The 18,604-nt window shown below is 73.8% G+C and carries 19 protein-coding genes and 1 pseudogene; 13 read left to right on the top strand and 7 right to left on the bottom strand.

The genetic code is table 11. From position 1 onward, the window contains the following. Nucleotides 1–226 (bottom strand): annotated as a pseudogene (locus tag AC2TEW_RS35230) (IS701 family transposase); the annotation flags it as partial. 120 nt (nt 227–346) lie between these two features. Between AC2TEW_RS35230 and AC2TEW_RS35225 the strand changes: the two are divergent. Beyond that, nucleotides 347–2,752, top strand: a complete 2,406-nt coding sequence (locus AC2TEW_RS35225; protein ID WP_484627331.1) for an ATP-binding cassette domain-containing protein — start codon at nt 347–349, stop codon at nt 2,750–2,752. A 41-nt stretch (nt 2,753–2,793) separates the two neighbouring features. Here the strand turns inward: AC2TEW_RS35225 and AC2TEW_RS35220 are convergent, their stop codons facing one another. Continuing rightward, a complete protein-coding gene (locus AC2TEW_RS35220) occupies nt 2,794–3,240 on the bottom strand; it encodes an ATP-binding protein (protein WP_484627330.1) in 447 nt (148 codons plus the stop codon). Beyond that, complete coding sequence (locus tag AC2TEW_RS35215) at nt 3,240–3,617, bottom strand: STAS domain-containing protein (protein ID WP_484627329.1); 378 nt, start codon at nt 3,615–3,617, stop codon at nt 3,240–3,242. Before AC2TEW_RS35215 ends, AC2TEW_RS35220 begins: the two co-directional genes overlap by 1 nt. 162 nt (nt 3,618–3,779) lie before the next feature. Between AC2TEW_RS35215 and AC2TEW_RS35210 the strand changes: the two genes are divergently transcribed. Next, the gene (locus AC2TEW_RS35210) at nt 3,780–4,931 is read left to right on the top strand and encodes a glycosyltransferase (protein ID WP_484627328.1); all 1,152 of its coding nucleotides are present in this window, start codon (nt 3,780–3,782) and stop codon (nt 4,929–4,931) included. Between the two features lie 68 nt (nt 4,932–4,999). Here the strand turns inward: AC2TEW_RS35210 and AC2TEW_RS35205 are convergent, their stop codons facing one another. After that, nucleotides 5,000–5,971, bottom strand: coding sequence for a SigB/SigF/SigG family RNA polymerase sigma factor (locus AC2TEW_RS35205; protein WP_484627333.1), 972 nt, complete (start codon nt 5,969–5,971; stop codon nt 5,000–5,002). A gap of 307 nt (nt 5,972–6,278) precedes the next feature. On the opposite strand from AC2TEW_RS35205, the gene AC2TEW_RS35200 reads away from it, so the two are divergent. After that, nucleotides 6,279–6,611, top strand: coding sequence for a plasmid stabilization protein (locus tag AC2TEW_RS35200; protein ID WP_484627327.1), 333 nt, complete (start codon nt 6,279–6,281; stop codon nt 6,609–6,611). 263 nt (nt 6,612–6,874) lie between these two features. Here the strand turns inward: AC2TEW_RS35200 and AC2TEW_RS35195 are convergent, their stop codons facing one another. After that, on the bottom strand, nt 6,875–7,834 hold the full coding sequence (locus tag AC2TEW_RS35195) for a GlxA family transcriptional regulator (protein ID WP_484627326.1): 960 nt from the start codon (nt 7,832–7,834) through the stop codon (nt 6,875–6,877). 114 nt (nt 7,835–7,948) lie between these two features. On the opposite strand from AC2TEW_RS35195, the gene AC2TEW_RS35190 reads away from it, so the two are divergent. The 9 genes from AC2TEW_RS35190 (at nt 7,949) to AC2TEW_RS35150 (ending at nt 15,704) form a co-directional block, all read left to right on the top strand. Further along, nucleotides 7,949–8,245, top strand: coding sequence for a putative quinol monooxygenase (locus tag AC2TEW_RS35190; protein ID WP_484627325.1), 297 nt, complete (start codon nt 7,949–7,951; stop codon nt 8,243–8,245). Nucleotides 8,246–8,356: 111 nt separating this feature from the next. Then, complete coding sequence (locus tag AC2TEW_RS35185) at nt 8,357–8,881, top strand: GNAT family N-acetyltransferase (RefSeq protein WP_484627324.1); 525 nt, start codon at nt 8,357–8,359, stop codon at nt 8,879–8,881. Nucleotides 8,882–9,065: 184 nt separating this feature from the next. Then, entirely contained in the window at nt 9,066–9,425 is a 360-nt protein-coding gene (locus AC2TEW_RS35180) for a PRC-barrel domain containing protein (protein ID WP_484627323.1), read from the top strand. Nucleotides 9,426–9,497: 72 nt separating this feature from the next. Further along, a complete protein-coding gene (locus AC2TEW_RS35175) occupies nt 9,498–10,631 on the top strand; it encodes a cation diffusion facilitator family transporter (RefSeq protein ID WP_484627322.1) in 1,134 nt (377 codons plus the stop codon). Continuing rightward, entirely contained in the window at nt 10,618–10,944 is a 327-nt protein-coding gene (locus AC2TEW_RS35170) for a hypothetical protein (RefSeq protein ID WP_484627321.1), read from the top strand. Before AC2TEW_RS35175 ends, AC2TEW_RS35170 begins: the two co-directional genes overlap by 14 nt. Before the next feature lie 423 nt (nt 10,945–11,367). After that, on the top strand, nt 11,368–12,651 hold the full coding sequence (locus AC2TEW_RS35165) for an ABC transporter substrate-binding protein (protein ID WP_484627320.1): 1,284 nt from the start codon (nt 11,368–11,370) through the stop codon (nt 12,649–12,651). A gap of 86 nt (nt 12,652–12,737) precedes the next feature. Continuing rightward, nucleotides 12,738–13,619 (top strand): carbohydrate ABC transporter permease, encoded by an 882-nt coding sequence (locus AC2TEW_RS35160; RefSeq protein WP_484627332.1) that lies wholly within the window; start codon nt 12,738–12,740, stop codon nt 13,617–13,619. Beyond that, the gene (locus tag AC2TEW_RS35155; protein WP_484627319.1) at nt 13,616–14,449 is read left to right on the top strand and encodes a carbohydrate ABC transporter permease; all 834 of its coding nucleotides are present in this window, start codon (nt 13,616–13,618) and stop codon (nt 14,447–14,449) included. The genes AC2TEW_RS35160 and AC2TEW_RS35155 overlap by 4 nt, the downstream gene beginning before the upstream one ends. A gap of 34 nt (nt 14,450–14,483) precedes the next feature. After that, entirely contained in the window at nt 14,484–15,704 is a 1,221-nt protein-coding gene (locus AC2TEW_RS35150; RefSeq protein WP_484627318.1) for an ABC transporter ATP-binding protein, read from the top strand. A 73-nt stretch (nt 15,705–15,777) separates the two neighbouring features. Here the strand turns inward: AC2TEW_RS35150 and AC2TEW_RS35145 are convergent, their stop codons facing one another. Continuing rightward, a complete protein-coding gene (locus tag AC2TEW_RS35145) occupies nt 15,778–16,092 on the bottom strand; it encodes a hypothetical protein (protein ID WP_484627317.1) in 315 nt (104 codons plus the stop codon). A 258-nt stretch (nt 16,093–16,350) separates the two neighbouring features. Between AC2TEW_RS35145 and AC2TEW_RS35140 the strand changes: the two genes are divergently transcribed. Further along, on the top strand, nt 16,351–17,532 hold the full coding sequence (locus AC2TEW_RS35140) for an alpha-hydroxy-acid oxidizing protein (RefSeq protein ID WP_484627316.1): 1,182 nt from the start codon (nt 16,351–16,353) through the stop codon (nt 17,530–17,532). Nucleotides 17,533–17,547: 15 nt separating this feature from the next. Here the strand turns inward: AC2TEW_RS35140 and AC2TEW_RS35135 are convergent, their stop codons facing one another. Beyond that, nucleotides 17,548–18,555: an aldo/keto reductase gene (locus AC2TEW_RS35135; RefSeq protein WP_484627315.1), complete on the bottom strand. Its 1,008-nt coding sequence runs from the start codon at nt 18,553–18,555 to the stop codon at nt 17,548–17,550. Between the last annotated feature and the right edge of the window lie 49 nt (nt 18,556–18,604).

The raw sequence follows: 18,604 nt of genomic DNA, 5'->3' as shown, positions 1-18,604 counted from the left end.
CGATCCGGTTCAGCAGCCGTTGGATCCGGTCGGGGCCGCCATGGCCGGCCTCCTCGGCCACCGTCCAGCCGTTCTTTCGCTCCAGCGGCGCCAACAGGCCCCGCATGTAGGCCAGCGCCGACTCCCGCGACTCACTCCGCGCGAACCGGCGGGCAAACCGCTCATGCAGCCCGGCCAGCCCGTCCGACCAGCGACGAGCATCGATCTCGGATATGTCCCCACCCATGAACGGTGCAACGAGCGGACCCGACAACCGTCACGGTAAGCACCGTTGCAGTATTAGATCGGACGAGGCGACGCCGGCGGGGGCCGCGGAGGCGGCCCCCGCCCGACGGATGGAGAGACGATGAGCAAGGCCACGGGGACGGGCACGCGGTCGCCCGCGCCGCACAGCGCGGACAGCCACGATCTGATCCGGGTGCACGGCGCGCGTGTGAACAACCTGAAGGACGTCAGCATCGAGATCCCGAAGCGCCGGCTGACGGTGTTCACCGGCGTGTCCGGTTCGGGCAAGTCCTCGCTGGTGTTCGGCACGATCGCGGCGGAGTCGCAGCGGCTGATCAACGAGACCTACAGCGCGTTCGTCCAGGGCTTCATGCCGGCCATGGCCCGGCCCGAGGTGGACGTGCTGGACGGGCTGACCACCGCGATCAGCGTCGACCAGCAGCGGCTCGGCGCCGATCCGCGCTCCACGGTCGGCACCGCCACCGACGCCAACGCGATGCTGCGGATCCTGTTCAGCCGGCTCGGCACCCCGCAGATCGGCCCGCCCTCGGCGTACGCCTTCAACGTCCCCTCGGTCCGGGCGAGCGGTGCGATCACCGTGGAGCGCGGCGCCCGCAAGGCCGTGAAGGCGACCTTCAGCCGCACCGGCGGCATGTGCCCGCGCTGCGAGGGCCGGGGCACGGTCACCGACATCGACCTGACCCAGCTGTACGACGACTCCAAGTCGCTCGCCGAGGGCGCGTTCACCATCCCCGGCTGGAAGTCGGACAGCTTCTGGACCGTGCGGGTCTACGCCGAGTCGGGCCTGCTCGACCCGGACAAGCCGATCCGCAAGTACACCAAGAAGGAGATGCACGACTTCCTCTACCGGGAGCCGACCAAGGTGAAGGTGGAGGGCGTCAACCTCACCTACGAGGGGCTGATCCCGAAGATCCAGAAGTCCTTCCTGTCCAAGGACAAGGAGGCGCTGCAGCCGCACGTGCGGGCGTTCGTGGAGCGGGCGGTCACCTTCACCACCTGCCCCGAGTGCGACGGCACCCGGCTCAGCGAGGGCGCCCGCTCGTCCAGGATCGGGCGGATCAGCATCGCCGACGCCTGTGCGATGGAGATCAGGGACCTCGCGGAGTGGGTCCGCGGCCTGGCCGAGCCGTCGGTGGCGCCGCTGCTCACCGCGCTCGGGCAGAGCCTGGACTCGTTCGTGGAGATCGGTCTGGGCTATCTCTCGCTGGACCGGCCGGCCGGGACGCTGTCGGGCGGCGAGGCGCAGCGCGTCAAGATGATCCGCCACCTCGGATCCTCGCTGACGGACGTCACGTACGTCTTCGACGAGCCGACCATCGGCCTGCACCCGCACGACATCCAGCGGATGAACGGCCTGCTGCTGCGCCTGCGGGACAAGGGCAACACGGTGCTCGTGGTGGAGCACAAGCCGGAGCTGATCGCCATTGCCGACCACGTGGTCGACCTCGGCCCCGGTGCCGGTTCGGCGGGCGGCGCGGTCTGCTTCGAGGGCACCGTCGAGGGGCTGCGGGCGGCGGGTACCGTCACCGGCCGCCACCTCGACGACCGGGCGGCCCTGAAGGATTCGGTGCGGACGCCGACCGGCGCGCTGGAGGTCCGCGGCGCGAGCGCGAACAACCTGCGCGACGTCGACGTGGACATCCCGCTCGGGGTGCTCACCGTGATCACCGGGGTGGCGGGTTCCGGGAAGAGTTCGCTGGTGCAGGGGTCGCTGGTGAAGGGCGCGGGGGCGGCGGAGGCCGGGGTGGTCTCGGTCGACCAGGGCGCGATCGGCGGCTCGCGGCGGAGCAACCCGGCGACGTACACGGGTCTGCTGGACCCGATCCGCAAGGCGTTCGCGAAGGCCAACGGGGTGAAGCCGGCGCTGTTCAGCGCCAACTCCGAGGGGGCCTGCCCCACCTGCAACGGCATCGGCGTGGTCTACACCGACCTCGCGATGATGGCGGGCGTCGCCACCGTCTGCGAGGAGTGCGAGGGCCGGCGCTTCCAGGCGTCGGTGCTGGAGTACCGGCTCGGCGGGCGGGACATCAGCGAGGTGCTGGCGATGTCGGTGACCGAGGCGGAGGAGTTCTTCGGCGCGGGCGAGGCCCACACCCCGGCGGCGCACCGCATCCTGGTGCGGCTCGCCGATGTCGGGCTCGGCTACCTCGGGCTCGGGCAGCCGCTCACCACGCTGTCCGGCGGCGAGCGGCAGCGGCTGAAGCTGGCCACCCACATGGGCGAGAAGGGTGGTGTCTACGTGCTGGACGAGCCGACCACGGGGCTGCACCTGGCCGATGTGGAGCAGCTGCTGGGCCTGCTCGACCGGCTGGTCGACGCCGGGAAGTCGGTCGTCGTGATCGAGCACCACCAGGCGGTGATGGCGCACGCCGACTGGATCATCGACCTCGGTCCGGGCGCCGGCCACGACGGCGGCCGGATCGTCTTCGAGGGCACGCCCGCCGACCTGGTGGCCGCCCGCTCCACCCTCACCGGCGAGCACCTGGCGGCGTACGTCGGCGCCTGACTGCGGGCGCCCGGACGTGGTGCGCCCGCCGGTCCGGAGGTTCACGCCCCGGGCCGGCGGGCCACCTCCAGCCACACCGTCTTGCCGTGCTCGTGCAGCGCGTACCCCCAGTCGGCGGCGAGCCGGTCGACCACCCGCAGCCCGTGGCCGCTGGGGATGCCGGGGTGCTGGCCGGTGGCCAGGCGCGGCAGCTTGCGGCTGCCGTCGGAGACCTCCACCCGGATCGCGGGCCCGGCGGACACCAGGGCGAGTTCGTTCGGCCCGCCGGCGTGCAGGCAGGCGTTGGTGACCAGTTCGGTGACCAGCAGCAGCACGTCCCCGGCCAGCTCCTGCCCCTCCCGGTCGGCGGCCGGCAGCCAGCCCCAGTCCTCCAGCGCGGTGAGCGCGAACGCCCGGGAACGGCCGACCGATCCGCGCGACTCGCCCAGCAGCAGTCGACGGACCTGGCCGACCGGGGGGTACGCGGCGGCGGGGCGGGCGGTGTCCATCAGCGGCCCTCCCGGCCGGCGAGGGCCTCGTCCAGCGTGCCGTACACCTCGAAGACCTCCCCGGTGCCGGTGACCTTCAGCATCCGGGCGACCATCGGCGCGGGCCGGGCCAGCACCAGGTCGCCGCCGCCCTCGCGGGCCGCCGAGCGGGCGTGCAGCAGGAGGTTGAGGCCGGTGGAGTCGCAGAACAGCAGTCCTTCGCAGTCGACCACGGTCCGCCCGCCGGGCCCGGCCGCGTGCGCCGCGTGCAGCGCGCGTTCCAGGGGCTCCGCGGTCTCGTGGTCCAGCTCGCCCTCCGGGCGGACCACCACGCCGGATTCCCAGGGGTGTGCGGACACGGTCAGCCGTCCGGTCGTCCTGCCGGTGTCGGAGTCCATCGGCTCCGCTCCCTCGCCTCGCCGGGGTTTCGCCCCTCCACCATAGATCCGCGGCCGCCGCGATTCGCCCGGTCACTGCGGCCCGGGGGGTTTCAGGGTGCGGCCGACCGGTCAGGAGTCGGGCATACGGTCTGTTGATCGGACTGTCGATCGGAGTCTGTGATGCACATCGCCATCGTCTCCGGAGGACGCCGGCCCACCGACGACGCGGTGCCCGAGCGGCTGCTCGCCCTGGCCGGGGCACTGGCGGCGATCGGCCACCGGGTGACCCTGACCGGCCGGTGGGAGGCGGCGCTGCCGGCCGGGTACGAGCTGCCCCCCGAGGTCGTGATCCGGCCGCTCGACTCACCGTCGACGGACGGCGCCGGCACCGAGGCCCTGCTCGCGCTGGTCCCCGCCATGGCCGACCAGCTGGAGCAGGGCTGGCGCGCCGACCCGCCCGAGGTCGCGCACGCGATCGGGCTGGACGCCGGGCTGGCCGTGCTGGTCGCCGCGCGCAGCGTCAAGAACCTCTTCACCGTGCACGAGCGGATCGCCGTCCTCCCCGACGAGGGCTCCCTGCCCGCCTCCATGGCCGGGAGCGCGCACCGGCTGCAGAGCGCCGTGGCGCGCAGCGCGGACGCGGTCGTCGCCCGGTCACCGGAGGAGGCCCGGGTACTGCGGCGGCTGGGCGCACGGCACGGCCGGGTGATGCTGCTGCCGCAAGGCGTGGACACCGAGCGCTTCGCCCCCGCGGGCCGTCACCCGCCGCACGAGGTGGCCCAGCTGCTGTGCCTGGACGGCGGCCGGTCGGCCGCCAGCGTCGGCGCGGCCGTCCGGGCGGCGGCCGAGGTGCCCGAGGCCCAGCTGGTGGTGGTCGGCGGCCGGGCGGGCGACCCCGGCGCGGGCCCGGGTTCGGGCACGGGGTCGGGGCCGGGTGCGGTTACGGGGTCGGGCGCGGACGGCGAGATCCGGCAGGTGCCCGAGGTCCCGCACGAGGCCGTACCGGCGCTGCTGCGCTCCAGCGACATCCTGGTCACCGCACCGCAGACCGACCCGTCCGGAACGGTCGCCCTGGAGGCGATGGCCTGCGCCGTCCCGGTGGTGGCCGGCGCGGTGGGGGCGCTGCGCAGTCTGGTGGTGGACGACGTGACCGGGCTGCTGGTCCCGCCGGACCGCCCCGACCTGCTGGCCAAGGCGGTCCGGCGGCTGCTGGAGGACCCCGCACTGCGCCGCTCGCTCGGCGTCGCGGGCCTCGACCGGGCCAGGTCGGAACACTCCTGGCCGGTCGTGGCGGGCCGGCTGGACCGGGTGTACCAGGGGCTGCACCACTGACGGGCAGCACGGGCAACACGGTCAGCAGCGGCCGGCCGGGGTGTCCGAGGTCGCCGGGGTGCCTGCGGTCAGGGTGCCGCTCCGCCGGTCGTCCCGTCCGCGTCGGCGTCCTCCAGCCGTTCGCGCAGCCGGCCGAGGATCCCGGCCAGCAGGCGGGAGACCTGCATCTGCGACACGCCGATCTCGGCGGCGATCTCGGACTGGGTGTGGTCGCCCCAGAAGCGGGCCAGCAGCACCGCGCGCTCGCGCGGCGCCAGCTCGTGCAGCAGCGGCCGGACGGCCACCCGGAACTCCACCAGGTCCAGGTCCGGGTCGCGGTGGCCGAGGCGCTCCAGCAGGGCGCCACCGCCGTCGTCGGCCTCGTCGGTGCCCGGGGCGTCCAGTGAGTGGGTGCGGCAGAGGCGGGCGGCCGTCAGGCCGGCGGCGATCTGCTCGGGGGCGAGGTCCAGTTCGGCGGCCAGTTCGGCCTGGGTGGGCGGCCGGCCGAGCCGCTGTTCCAGGCGGTCGGAGCCGCGCGCGGTCAGCAGGTACATCTCCTGCATGCTGCGCGGCACCCGGACCGGCCAGGAGGTGTCCCGGAAGAACCGCTTCACCTCGCCGGTGATGGTGGGGACGGCGTACGTCAGGAACTCCACGCCGCGGTCGGGGTCGAAGCCGTCCACGGCCTTGATCAGGCCGACGGTGCCCACCTGGAGGATGTCGTCCAGCTCCTCGCTGCGGTGGCGGAAGCGGGCGGCCACGAAGCGGACCAGCGGCATGTTCAGCTCGATGATGGTGCCGCGGACGTAGCTGTACTCCCGGCTCTCCCGCTCCAGACCCGCCAGCCGCCGGAACAGCGCGTCACTGAGCGCGCGCGCCTCGGTCTTGCCCATCGAACGCAGCTGCTCGGGGGTCGGGCGCGCCGCGGCGACGGCTTCGGCCGTCAGGGCCGGGCCCTGGGCCTGGGCCGGTTCGGATGCGCTCTCGCGCGGCGACGGTCCGGCGGGGGCGTCCGTACGGTCTGCGGTCAGGGTGATGCTGGCGGTGAGCACGACGTTCAGCTCCCTGCGGGTTTCGGGGCTCCGGCCCTCCGGCGTGCCCCGGCACGGGCCGGGAACGCCCGGGAAGGGGAGTTCGTGGTACCGCCCGGCCCGGGCTGAGCCGCGCGGGCCGACGGCGGGAGGCGGGCAGAAGAGACCGCACCTCCATCTGACCGGTCTACCCGGTCGTACGCCGATCACGCCCGATCCACCCTACTTGTCCGCAAAAGATCCGAGCCGCCCCGGAATGGACGCATGCCGGAACGGCACCCGGGTAGACGAGCACCCGCAACCCCGAGCGAACCACGGCCGGAGAGGAGCAGCCGCCATGCCCCGTGGAGCGAGCCCCAAATGGGAACGCCAGTACGAGCACATCAAGGAAGGCCTGCTGGAGCGCGGCCGCGACGAGGACACCGCGGAGGAGATCGCCGCCCGGACGGTCAACAAGGAACGCGCCCGCCACGGCGAATCCAGGACGGCCGGCCGCAGCTCGCTGCAGGACATCTCCTCCGGCCGGCGCGGCGGCCTGCGCTCGCACCGGGGCCCCGGCGGGCGAACGTACCAGCAGCTCTACAACGAGGCGCGGCAGCGCAATCTCAAGGGCCGCTCGACGATGGACAAGAAGCAGCTCGCCGACGCACTCGGCCACCGGGACGCCTGACGCCCGCGGCGCGGACGGCGACGAGAACCGAGGAGGAACCGGACCATGCCCTCCATCCCCGTACCGCCCGGGCCCGACGTCGGCCCGCCGCCACCCGACCCGGCCCCGGTCCCACCCGAGCCCGTACGGCCCCCGGGCCCGACCCGCCCGGGCGACCCCGCCCCGACCCGGGCCCGCCCTATCCCCCGCCCCCCGGCCCGGACCCGGACCCCCCGGTCCCCCGCCCAGCGGGCTGAGCCGGATCCCGAGCGACCGGCCGGGGTTCAGCGGCCGCGCAGGGTGCCCACCGTGTTGCCCGTGCGGTCGCGGAGGAGAATCCGCAGGGTGTTGGCGTGCTCGTAGCCGACCCGGCCGGCGATGGCGTCGAGGGACAGGTCGGTGGTGCGCAGCAGGTGGGAGGCGTGTTCCACCCGGAGGTCCTGGACGAACCGCACCGGGGAGGTGCCGAGGGTGCGGCGGACGGCGCGTTGGAGGGTGCGTTCGCTGACGCCGAGCGAACGGGCGGCGTCGCCGAGTGCGAGCGGCCGGTCCAGGTGTCGGCGGGCCCAGTGTTCGAAGGCGGCGACGAGTGGGTCGTGCTGGGCGAGCGCGCTCGTGATGGTGTAGGCCGACTGGGAGGGGCGTTCGTCGATCACCAGGTAGCGGGCGACCAGGTCGGCCAGCGCGGGGCTGCTCATCCGGACGATCGCCAGCGCGAGGTCCACGTGCCCGAAGGCCGCTCCCGCCGTGGTCACGCCGTCCGAGGTGGTGACCATCCGGGTCTGGTCCACCGTGACGGTCGGGTAGCGCCCGCGGAAGACCGGCGCCAGCCACCAGCTCGTGGTGGCCCGCCGCCCGTCCAGCACCCCGGACTCCGCCAGCAGGAAGGTGCCCGTACAGGCCGAGGCGACCGGCGTGCCGCGTTCCCGGGTCTCGGCCACCAGCCGACGGACGGACGCCGAGGCGGGCCCCGAGACGTGGTCGATGAGGGCGTCGGGCCGCCGTTCGGCGAGCGCCGGGACGAGCAGCAGGTCGGCGCGGCGGGCCTCGGCGACCGGCACGGTCGTCACCGTGTGCCCCATCCCGGTACGGACCCGGCGGCGGAAGCCGACGGTCGTGACCTGCCAGGCCGGCGGCGGCTGCGGCAGCTCGCCCCGCATGGCGTTGGCCCCCTCCAGCACGTCGAGGACCGACGAGAGACCGGAGTCGAACACGCCGTCGTAGGCCAGCACCGCGAGTTCCATGTCGGGAACGGTAGCAGAGTCGTCGTTTACGACACTGGGACGGGACCGGCCGCGCCCGTAGGTTCGATCACGCCCCGCAGGAGCGGGGCACCCGACGAGATGGGAGCGACCACCATGAACATCGGCCTGCTGGCACGGATCGAAGCCAAGCCCGAGTACGCCGACCAGGTCGAGGCGATGCTGCGGGAAGCGGTACGGCTCGCCAACGAGGAGGCGCACACCACTGCTTGGTTCGCCTTCCGGGAGAACGCCACCACCTTCGGCGTCTTCGACACCTTCGAGAACGAGGAGGGGCGGGCCGGGCACCTCGGGGGCAAGATCGCGGCGGCCCTGATGGAGGCGGCGCAGACCATGCTCAGCTCCGCCCCGGACATCCGCCCCGTCGACCTCCTGGGGGTCAAGCTCCCCTGACCTGACCAGACCTGACCGGACCGGCCGGTGGGATGCCCGCGCGTCCCACCGGCCGCGCCGGGCCGGCACCCCGGTGAGCGGCCGGAACAGGCGCACGGGAACAATCCGATCATGGACGCCGACGTGGTGGGGATCCGGGCGCAGCCCGGGGTGGCAGGGCACGGACGGCCCGCGCGGGTCACGGACCGGGGGTTGCGTGCCGTCACGCCCGCGGACGTCGAGGTGATCGCCGACCTCCGGGCCGAGGTCATGCGCGCGGACCTGGAACGCCTCGGGCGCTACGACGAGCACCGGGTCCGGCAGCGGTTCCGGGACTCCTTCTCCCCCCGGTACACCTCCGTCATCACGGTCGGCGGGGAGCTCGCGGGCTGCGTCACCCTCCGGCCCGCCGAGGACGGCCGGCAGTGGCTGGAACACTTCTACCTGGCCCCGCAGCACCAGGGCCGGGGGCTCGGTTCCGCCGTCCTGCGCCAGCTGCTGGAGCGGACCGACCGGCAGGGCGCGACGGTGGCCCTGCACGTCCTCCGGGACAGCGCCGCCCGCCGGCTCTACGAACGCCACGGCTTCGCCCTGGCGGCCGAGGACCCCGTCGACGTCCTCCTGATCCGCCCGCCGGGGCGGGGCGGCGCCGCGTAGGCGCTCGTGCGCGCACCGGCCGGACCCTCGCGGGCCGCGTCCAGGCGCGGCCGTCAAGTTCCGGGGCGGTGTGGGATCGCGGGTGCGGGGCAGGCGAGGCGGTGTGAGGCCGCCGGGCCCGGTGCCGCGGCGGCGGGAGCCGGGGCGGGCGGCCTCGCGTCAACCGACGGAAGGGAACGCAGCGATGAGCACGCGGATCTGGAACTACCAGGAGACGGCCGGCCACCTCGAGGGGCTCGACCTGGTGGGCTACAAGGTCGAAGCGTCCGACGGCCACATCGGGCGGATCGACCGGCACTCGGCCGAGGTCGACTCCTCGTACGTGGTCGTCGACACCGGAGTGTGGATCTTCGGGCGGCAGGTGCTGCTCCCGGCGGGCACCATCGCCCGGATCGACACCGAGGAGCAGAAGGTCTGGGTCGACGCCACCAAGGACCAGATCAAGGACTCACCGGAGTTCCACCCGGACAAGCACATCGAGGATCCCGACTACTACAACCTGATCGGCGGCTACTACCTCGGCGGGTACCCGCCGATCCGGTGAGCCGACGGGGCGCCGGGCGCCGGGGCGGGGACACGCCCGTTTGGCGCCCGGGACGCCGGGCAGGCGAGCCGCATGACGCCGCAGCCCGCCGCGGGCCCGCCCGAGCACGTCCCGCCCGAGCACGTCCCGCTCGGGCACGTCCCCGACATCGCGTCCCGTCGGGCCGTCGCCGGGGACTCCGAGAGCACCCGTACCGTCCTGGTGGCCACCGCCGCCAACCTGGTGATCGCCGTCGCGAAGCTCTTCACCGGGATGCTCGGCGGCTCCGCCGCGATGCTCTCCGAGGCCGCCCACTCGTTCGCCGACACCGTCACCGAGCTGCTGCTCCTGACGGCGCTGCGCCGCTCGGACCGGCCCGCGGACGAGGATCACCCGTTCGGCTACGGGCACGAGGCGTACTTCTGGGCCTTCCTCGCCGCGCTGGCCACCTTCCTGGCGGGTTCGCTGGTCTCCGTCGTGCACGGCGTGCAGGAGATCACCGACGGGCACGAACCGGGCCACTACCCGCTGTCGTACGCGGTGCTGGCGCTGGCCGCCGTCTGCGAGGGGATCTCCTGGCGGCAGGCGGCGCGGCAGGTCCGCCGGGAGGCGGCCCGCTGGCGGGTCTCCTCGCTGCGGCTGCTCAGGGTCACCCCGGACACCACGGTCAAGGCCGTGGCGCTGGAGGACTCCGCCGCGCTGGTCGGCCTGGTCATCGCGGCGGGCGGGCTGGCCGGCTCGCAGCTGACCGGTTCCCCGGTCTGGGACGGCACCGCGTCGGTGCTCATCGGCGTGCTGCTGGCGGTCGTGGCGGTGGTGCTGACCAGCGCCAACAAGTCGCTGCTGATCGGGCAGTCGGTGCCGCCCGCGATGCGGGAGGCGCTGCGCGCGGAGCTCCTGGCGCTGCCCGAAACGGCCCGGGTGATCACGCTCTTCACCATGGTGCTCGGCCCGCGCGAGGTCCTGCTCGCGGCCCGGGTCGACTTCCACGACGAGCACGGTTCGGCCGCCGTCGAGGCGGCCTGCGAGACGGCGGAGCGGCGCATCCGCGAGCGCTTCCCCACCGTCGGTCAGGTGTTCATCGATCCCACCCCGCCGTGGTCGGACGCGGCGGACGGTCCGGCGCACGAGCCGGCGCAGCAGTCGGCGCAGCAGTCGGCGGAGGAACCGACGCGGGAACCGACACAGGAGTCGGCGCAGGAGGAGGAAGGGCATGGCGAGGGTTGAGGGGGTCCGCAGCGGGGTGCGGCGAGCCGCCGAGGTGGCGCAGGAGTACGAGCGGCTGCGGGCGGCCGACGGGGGTGCTCGCCGCCGGGGAGCCCTGGCGGCCTACCGCTGGGCGCTGGGTCTGGCCCGGTCGGGACCGCTGACCGGCACCCAGGCCCGCGAGGTGCCGACGCTGGAGGAGCTCACCGCCGAAGTGGACGCCTCCCTGGTCCAGTTGGAGGCCTCGACCCGGCCGTCGGTGGGCCGGGAGTACATCGAGGGTGCGCACGACGCGCTGGCGTGGGTGTGCGGCCACACCGACACCCGGCCCTGAGCCGGGCCGCGGACGGTCCGGCAATGTCGGCAATGTCGGCGAGGTCGGCAATGTCGGCGGTGTCGGCGAGCGGCCACGGGTTTGAACCGTCCGATCGCGGTCACACGACCGGTCGAGGCCGGGTCCGGGGATTCAGGGGTCCCGGGTCCCGGGTACCGGCCTCGGCAGCCGGCTCCCGGGTCTGACGACGACCGAACGGCCCGGGGGCGGCGCTGCCCCAGTCGGCTACCGGCCCGAACCGGTTCCCCGCCCGAACCGCGCCACCGCGCGAACCAACGCCGCGCGAACCAACACCATGCGAACCGTCCGCACTGGGCCGTCCGGTCGATGTCGGGCCCGGCTGCGGAGCGTCCCGCGCCCGCGACGGCCGGGCCGCTCCTACGGTGAGCGGGTCCGCGTGCCGCCGACGACGGCTGGAGACCGATGCCCGACAGCCGCACTCCCCGCTGGCGGTGGCGTGTCGTCGCGGCGGTTCTCGCGCTGCTGGCCCCGGCCCTCGGCGGCTGTGCGAGCGGCGGCGGTGGCGGCGCCGGGGCGGTGACCCTCAACTGGTACAACTTCCCGGACGATTCGGGTGCGCTGCAGCAGGCCGCCGAGCGGTGCAGCAAGGCTTCACAGGGCCGCTACGTGATCCGGTACAACAAGCTGCCGCGGACCTCGGACGGGCAGCGGCAGCAGCTGGTACGGCGGCTGGCCGCGCACGACGCCGGGGTCGACATCATGGGCCTGGACGTCACCTGGCCGGCCGAGTTCGCCGAGGCGGGCTGGATCCGCGAGTGGACCGGGGAGCGCGAGCAGCAGGCCACCGCCGACACCCTGGACGCCGCCGTCCGGACCGCGACCTGGAAGGACCGGCTGTTCGCCGTCCCGTACAACTCCAACACCCAACTGCTCTGGTACCGCGACGACCTGGTGCCGGTGCCGCCGAAGAGCTGGGCCGAGATGCTGGCCCAGGCCGAGGCCCTCGCCAAGGCGGGGAAGCCGCACTACGTGGAGATCCAGGGCGCCCAGTACGAGGGCCTGACGGTCTGGTTCAACACCCTGGTGACCAGCGCGGGCGGGTCGATCCTCACGCCGGACGCCCAGGCGCCCTCGCTCGGCCCGCCGGCCGTGGTCGCGGCCGGGATCATGCACGACACCGCCGTCTCGGCGGCCGCCGACCCCTCGCTGCCCAACCAGATGGAGGACCAGAACCGGCTCGCCATGGAGTCCGGCACGGCCGCCTTCGAGCTCAACTACCCGTTCGTCTACCCGTCGATGAAGGCCAATCAGCCGGAGCTGTTCCCGCACTTCAAGTGGGCCCCCTACCCGGGGGTCACCGCCGACCGGCCGGCCACCGTGACCATCGGCGGCATCGACCTGGCGGTCGGCGCGTACACCCGGCAGCCCGACCTCGCCTTCGAGGCGACGCTGTGCCTGCGCGACCGGGAGAACCAGCTCGCCAACGCACTGGAGGGCGGCCTGCCGCCGTCGCTGCGCAGCCTGTACCAGGCCGCGGAGCTGACCGAGAGCTACCCGTTCGCGGCGGACGTGCTGGCCGCGCTCGACACCGCCAGTGTGCGGCCGCAGACCCCGGCCTACCAGAACGTGTCGATCGCCATCTCGCACACGCTGTCGCCGCCCGCCTCGATCCGGCCGGAGAGCACCGTCGCGGACCTGCGCGGCCAGATCCAGGACGCCCTCGGTTCCAAGGGGTTGATCCCGTGAGCCCGTCCGGAGAGCCCGCCGGGGCCACCGCGACCACCAAGACCGCCGGGGCCGGCCGGGCCGCCGCCGGACGCGGCCGGGCCGCGCTGTCCGAGGGCGCCCGGCAGGAGCGCCGGCTCGGCCTGCTGCTGTGCGCGCCCGCGGTGGTCGTGATGCTCGCCGTCACCGCCTACCCGATCGGGTACGCGGTGTACCTCTCGTTCCAGCGCTACGACCTGCGCTTCCCCGGCCAGGCGCACTGGGTGGGGCTCGGCAACTACGGGGCGGTGCTGTCCTCCCCGTTCTGGTGGCAGGCGCTGTGGGTGACGGTGCTGATCACGGTGGTCTCGGTCGCCGTCGAGCTGGTCCTCGGTCTGGCGCTGGCGCTGGTGATGCACCGGGCGGTTGTCGGCCGGGGGACGGTCCGCACCGCGGTCCTGGTCCCGTACGGCATCGTCACCGTCGTCGCCGCGTACTCGTGGCAGTACGCCTGGACGCCGGGCACCGGCTACCTGGCCGCCCTGCTGCCGCCCGGCAGCGCGCCGCTGACCGATCAGTGGCAGGCCATCGGACTGATCATCCTGGCCGAGGTGTGGAAGACCACGCCGTTCATGGCGCTGCTGCTGCTGGCCGGGCTGGCCCTGGTCCCCGGGGAGGCGGTGCGGGCGGCGATGGTCGACGGGGCGGGGTTCCGGCAGCGGCTGCGGCTGGTGATCCTGCCGCTGATGAAGCCGGCCATCCTGGTCGCGCTGCTGTTCCGGACCCTGGACGCGTTCCGGATCTTCGACAACATCTACGTGCTGACCGGCGGCTCCAACGACACCGGATCGGTCTCGATCCTGGGCTACGACAACCTCTTCACCGCCCTCAACCTCGGCATCGGGTCGGCGATCTCGGTGCTGATCTTCCTCTGCGTGGCGGTCATCGCCTTCGTCTTCATCAAGATCTTCGGCGCCGCGGCGCCGGGCGGCGAACCGGAGCGGCGATGACCTCCCAGCGCACCAGGACCCTCACCGGCTGGGCCGTCGTCGACCTGCTCGTGGTGCTGTACGCGCTCTTCCCGGTGTGGTGGATCGTCGCCCTGTCGTTCAAGGACCCGAGCACGCTCGGCGACGGCGACTTCATCCCCCGCCGGTGGACCTGGGCCAACTACCGGGGCATCTTCCAGACCTCGGAGTTCACCCGCGCGCTGGTCAACTCGATCGGCATCGCCGTGATCGCGACCACCGTCGCCGTCGTCCTCGGCACGATGGCCGCGTACGCCGTCGCCCGGCTGCGCTTCCCCGGGAAGCGGCTGCTGATCGGCATGTCGCTGCTGATCGCGATGTTCCCGCCGATCTCGCTGGTCACACCGCTGTTCACGATCGAGCGGACGCTCGGCATCTTCGACACCTGGGCCGGGCTGATCATCCCGTACATGACCTTCTCGCTGCCGCTGGCCATCTACACCCTCTCCGCGTTCTTCCGGGAGATCCCGTGGGACCTGGAGAAGGCGGCCAAGGTGGACGGCGCCACCCCCTGGCAGGCGTTCCGGCTGGTGATCGCGCCGCTGGCGGCGCCCGGCGTCTTCACCACCGGGATCCTGGTCTTCATCTTCTGCTGGAACGACTTCCTGTTCGCGATCTCGCTGACCTCCACCACCGCCGCCCGCACCGTCCCGGCGGCGATCGCGTTCTTCACCGGCAGTTCGCAGTTCCAGCAGCCGACCGGCTCGATCGCGGCGGCCGCCGTGGTGATCACCGTGCCGATCGTGGTCTTCGTGCTGCTGTTCCAGCGCCGCATCGTCGCCGGCCTCACCGCCGGCGCAGTCAAGGGATGAGCCCGCCCACCCGAGCGGGCCAGGAAGGCGGACCGTGGCCGAGATCGTCCTCGACGGCATCACCAAGCGCTACCCGGACGGCGCCCTCGCCGTCAGCGAGTTCGACCTCACCATCGCCGACGGCGAGTTCGTCATCCTGGTCGGCCCCTCCGGCTGCGGCAAGTCCACCACCCTCAACATGATCGCCGGGCTGGAGGACATCACCGAGGGCACCCTGCGGATCGGCGGCCGGGTCGTCAACGACCGCCCGCCCAAGGACCGGGACATCGCCATGGTGTTCCAGAGCTACGCCCTCTACCCGCACATGACGGTCCGGGCCAACATGGGCTTCGCCCTGCGGCTGGCCAAGGCCGACAAGGCCACCATCGCCGCCAAGGTCGAGGAGGCGGCCCAGATCCTCGACCTGACCGAGCACCTCGACCGCAAGCCCGCCAACCTCTCCGGCGGGCAGCGCCAGCGGGTCGCCATGGGCCGGGCCATCGTGCGCGACCCCAAGGCCTTCCTGATGGACGAGCCGCTCTCCAACCTGGACGCCAAACTGCGCGTCCAGATGCGCACCCAGATCGCCGCCCTCCAGCGCCGGCTGGGCACCACCACCGTCTACGTCACCCACGACCAGGTCGAGGCGATGACGCTCGGGGACCGGGTGGTGGTGATGCGCGGCGGCGTGGTCCAGCAGATCGGCACGCCCCAGCACCTGTACGACGCACCGGTCAACCTCTTCGTGGCCGGCTTCATCGGCTCGCCCGGCATGAACTTCCTCGGCGCCACCCTCGAACAGGGCGCGCTGCGCACCTCGCTCGGCGACCTCCCGGTCGACGACCGGCTGCGGCGCGTCCTGGAGCGGCAGAACGCCCCCCGCGAGCTCATCGTGGGCCTGCGCCCCGAGGACTTCGAGGACGCCGCCCTGGCCGACGACCGGCGCACCGGGCCGACCTGCACCGCGACCGTGGACGTCCGGGAGTCGGTGGGGTCCGACGTCTACGTCCACTTCACGGAGGAGTCCGGGACCGGGACGGCCGGGCCGGAGGCGGCCGGGTCCGCGGGCGCCGCCGGACTGGCGGAGCTGGCCGCGGACTCGGGGCGGGCCGACACCGGTCTGCGGGGCCGCCGGATCGTGGCCCGGCTGCGGCCCGAGACCCTGGCCCGCGAGGGCAGCCCGCTGGAGCTGTGGATCAACACCGACCGGATCCACGTCTTCGACCCGGCCACCGGCGCCAACCTGACCCGTACCGGGCCCACCGCCGACGGATAGCCGGGCGGGCGGCCGGACGGTAACCGGACGGGCGGGCGGCCGAACCGGTAGGTGGCCGGGCGGCCGCCCGCGGTCAGTCCCGGAAGTTCGCCCGGCCGTCGGCGATGTAGATCATCCCCGGGCGGATCGACGCGCCGCCGCCCACCGGCCGCAGCTCGACCCCGAGCCTGCGGACCGCCGTCGGCGCCCAGGCCATGGACTCGCAGAAGGACTGCTGGCGCCACTCGTCCTGGGCGGCGAACAGCGGGCGCACCCCGTCCCAGCCGCGCCCGGGGACGAAGCGGCACGCCGTCCCGGCCGGGTCGCGCCGGACGTCCCAGAAGGTCCCGACCAGTGAATCGCCGTGCCAGACCTCGTAGTCGGCCACTCTTCGTGCGTCCTTCGGCATGTGACCACCTTCCTGTGCGGCAGACCGTAGCCCCCGACGGGTCCGCGCCGTCGGACGCCCAGTGGTCCGGCAGCCCAACGGCTCGTAACGCTTCGGTGGTACCCGTGCGGCTAACCGTTCCGGGCCGGGCGGGGTCACGGCCCCAAGGGGCGGGAACGTCGGCGGGGTGGGAAGGGCCGGCGGTGGGCACGGTTGGGGGGTGGGCCGCCGGCCGGGAGGGTCCCGGGGCGGGGCGGCCTCCGGAAGGCGGGGCACACGATGGATCCGGTGTTCGGAGCGCAGTACGGCGACTACCAGAACGAGATCTACCTGAACGGGCTCGCCGGTGTGCTGCCGACGATGCCGATGGTGTTCGCGGAGCTGGAGGAGCGGGCGCGGGCGGCGATGCCGCCGTCGGTGCTGTCCTACGTCGCGGGCGGGGCGGGCGACGAGTCCACCCAGCGGGCCAACGTGGCCGCGTTCGGGCGGTGGGGACTGGTGCCCCGGATGATGGTCGGCGCGGCCCGGCGCGACCTGTCGGTGGACCTGTTCGGGCTGCGGCTGCCCTCACCACTGTTCCTGGCCCCGGTCGGGGTGGTCGGACTGTGCGCCCAGGACGGCCACGGCGACCTCGCCACCGCCCGGGCCGCGGCCCGCACCGGCGTACCGATGGTCGCCTCCACCCTGACCGTCGACCCGCTGGAACAGGTCGCGGGCGAACTCGCCGACACCCCGGGCTTCTTCCAGCTCTACACACCGACCGACCGGGCACTGGCCGAGAGCCTGGTCCACCGCGCGCAGGCGGTCGGCTTCCGGGGCATCGTGGTCACCCTCGACACCTGGGTCACCGGCTGGCGCCCACGCGACCTGGCCACGGCCAACTTCCCCCAGCTGCGCGGACACTGCCTGGCCAACTACACCTCCGACCCGGTCTTCCGCGCCCGCCTCGCCAAGGCACCCGAGGACGACCCGCAGGCGGCCGTACTGGAGTGGGCGCAGATCTTCGCCAAGGCGCTGACCTGGGACGACCTGCCGTGGCTGCGGTCGCTCACCGACCTGCCGATCATCCTCAAGGGCATCTGCCACCCCGAGGACGCCCGCCGCGCCAAGGACGGCGGCGCGGACGCCGTCTACTGCTCCAACCACGGCGGCCGCCAGGCCAACGGCGGCCTCGCCGCCCTCGACGCACTGCCCGGCGTGGTCGAGGCCGCCGACGGCCTGCCCGTCCTCTTCGACTCCGGGGTCCGCTCCGGCGCCGACGTGGTCAAGGCCCTCGCCCTCGGCGCCACCGCCGTCGGCGTCGGACGCCCGTACGCCTACGGCCTCGCGATCGGCGGCGAGGACGGCATCGTCCACGTGCTGCGCACCCTGCTGGCCGAGGCCGACCTGATCATGGCCGTGGACGGCTACCCGACCCTGGCCGACCTGCGCGCGCCGGGCGCGCTGCGCCGCACCACCTGACCCTCAGGTCCAGGGTCAGGCCCAGGGCAGGGCGGACCGGGTGCGCCAGTACGCCTCGGCGGGTTCGGCGAGGGCGGACAGTGCGGCCAGGTCCTCCGGGGTGAGCGGGAGGTGCGCGGCGGCGAGGTTGGAGGTGAGCTGGTCGATGGTCGCGGCGCCGCTGAGGACGATGTCCGCCCACGGCTGGGCGGCGACCGCCGCAAGCGCGACGGCGTCGCAGGCCGCGCCGGTACGGGCGGCGCAGGCGCGCAGCGCCCCGGTGTCGGGGCCGGTGGCGTTGCGGTCGGCGAGGCGGCCGTTGGCCATGCCCTCCTTCACCACGACCAGCCAGCCGGCGGCGTGCGCCTCGGCCAGCGCCGCGCCGGCGGAGGTCTCCAGGACGTTCCAGGTGCTCTGGACGGCGGCGAACAGCGGCCGTCCGTCGACCGTCACCTCCAGCGCCGCGCGGACGGTGTCGGCCTGGGCCGGTCCGCTGGTGGACAGGCCCACCCGGACGCCCTCGGCGGCCAGCGCGGCGAGCCGTCCGTGCAGCGCGGGGTCGGTGAGGGCGGGGCTGTCAGGCGTCACCGAGTGCACCAGGTACACGTCCAGGGACGTGCCCAGCAGCGACCTGCTCCGGGCGATCTGGCGGTCGAACACCGCCGTGGAGTGCTCCTTGACCTCGTGCACGGGCACGCCGGTGGCCTGCCAGCCGGCGGTGTAGGTGTAGCCCCACTTGCTGCCGACCGTCAGGTTCGGGGCGAGCCGGGTGGCCAGCCACTCCGCGACGAACTCCTCGGCCCGGCCGTAGGAGCGGGCCGTGTCGAAGTACCGCACGCCCGCGGCGAAGGCGGCGTCCAGCAGCGCGTGGGTCCGCTCGCGCATCGCCTGGACGCTGCGATCGGACGGCAGGTCGAGGTCGCGGCCGAGCGTGATGTACCCGGGACGCCCGACGGCGGCCGTCCCCAGCCCGAACCGTCCGATCCCGGGGCCTGCGGCCCCGGGGGTGGCGGCGGAGTCGGTGGCGGCGGAGTCGGCCGGCATCTGGTGGTCCCTTCGGTGGTTCCCACGGGTGGGACCGTGCGCCCCACCA

This window comes from Kitasatospora sp. NEAU-CNBT7 (assembly GCF_057220535.1).
Note: the sequence above shows the minus strand (reverse complement) of the source record. Positions and strands in the feature narration are given on the sequence as shown.

What these genes read in the sequence shown, in the direction of transcription:
- AC2TEW_RS35225 (WP_484627331.1), top strand. Translation starts at nt 347, where the DNA reads ATGAGCAAGGCCACGGGGACGGGCACGCGGTCGCCCGCGCCGCACAGC.
- AC2TEW_RS35220 (WP_484627330.1), bottom strand. Translation starts at nt 3,240, where the DNA reads ATGGACACCGCCCGCCCCGCCGCCGCGTACCCCCCGGTCGGCCAGGTC.
- AC2TEW_RS35215 (WP_484627329.1), bottom strand. Translation starts at nt 3,617, where the DNA reads ATGGACTCCGACACCGGCAGGACGACCGGACGGCTGACCGTGTCCGCA.
- AC2TEW_RS35210 (WP_484627328.1), top strand. Translation starts at nt 3,780, where the DNA reads ATGCACATCGCCATCGTCTCCGGAGGACGCCGGCCCACCGACGACGCG.
- AC2TEW_RS35200 (WP_484627327.1), top strand. Translation starts at nt 6,279, where the DNA reads ATGCCCCGTGGAGCGAGCCCCAAATGGGAACGCCAGTACGAGCACATC.
- AC2TEW_RS35195 (WP_484627326.1), bottom strand. Translation starts at nt 7,834, where the DNA reads ATGGAACTCGCGGTGCTGGCCTACGACGGCGTGTTCGACTCCGGTCTC.
- AC2TEW_RS35190 (WP_484627325.1), top strand. Translation starts at nt 7,949, where the DNA reads ATGAACATCGGCCTGCTGGCACGGATCGAAGCCAAGCCCGAGTACGCC.
- AC2TEW_RS35185 (WP_484627324.1), top strand. Translation starts at nt 8,357, where the DNA reads ATGGACGCCGACGTGGTGGGGATCCGGGCGCAGCCCGGGGTGGCAGGG.
- AC2TEW_RS35180 (WP_484627323.1), top strand. Translation starts at nt 9,066, where the DNA reads ATGAGCACGCGGATCTGGAACTACCAGGAGACGGCCGGCCACCTCGAG.
- AC2TEW_RS35175 (WP_484627322.1), top strand. Translation starts at nt 9,498, where the DNA reads ATGACGCCGCAGCCCGCCGCGGGCCCGCCCGAGCACGTCCCGCCCGAG.
- AC2TEW_RS35170 (WP_484627321.1), top strand. Translation starts at nt 10,618, where the DNA reads ATGGCGAGGGTTGAGGGGGTCCGCAGCGGGGTGCGGCGAGCCGCCGAG.
- AC2TEW_RS35165 (WP_484627320.1), top strand. Translation starts at nt 11,368, where the DNA reads ATGCCCGACAGCCGCACTCCCCGCTGGCGGTGGCGTGTCGTCGCGGCG.
- AC2TEW_RS35155 (WP_484627319.1), top strand. Translation starts at nt 13,616, where the DNA reads ATGACCTCCCAGCGCACCAGGACCCTCACCGGCTGGGCCGTCGTCGAC.
- AC2TEW_RS35145 (WP_484627317.1), bottom strand. Translation starts at nt 16,092, where the DNA reads ATGCCGAAGGACGCACGAAGAGTGGCCGACTACGAGGTCTGGCACGGC.
- AC2TEW_RS35140 (WP_484627316.1), top strand. Translation starts at nt 16,351, where the DNA reads ATGGATCCGGTGTTCGGAGCGCAGTACGGCGACTACCAGAACGAGATC.
- AC2TEW_RS35135 (WP_484627315.1), bottom strand. Translation starts at nt 18,555, where the DNA reads ATGCCGGCCGACTCCGCCGCCACCGACTCCGCCGCCACCCCCGGGGCC.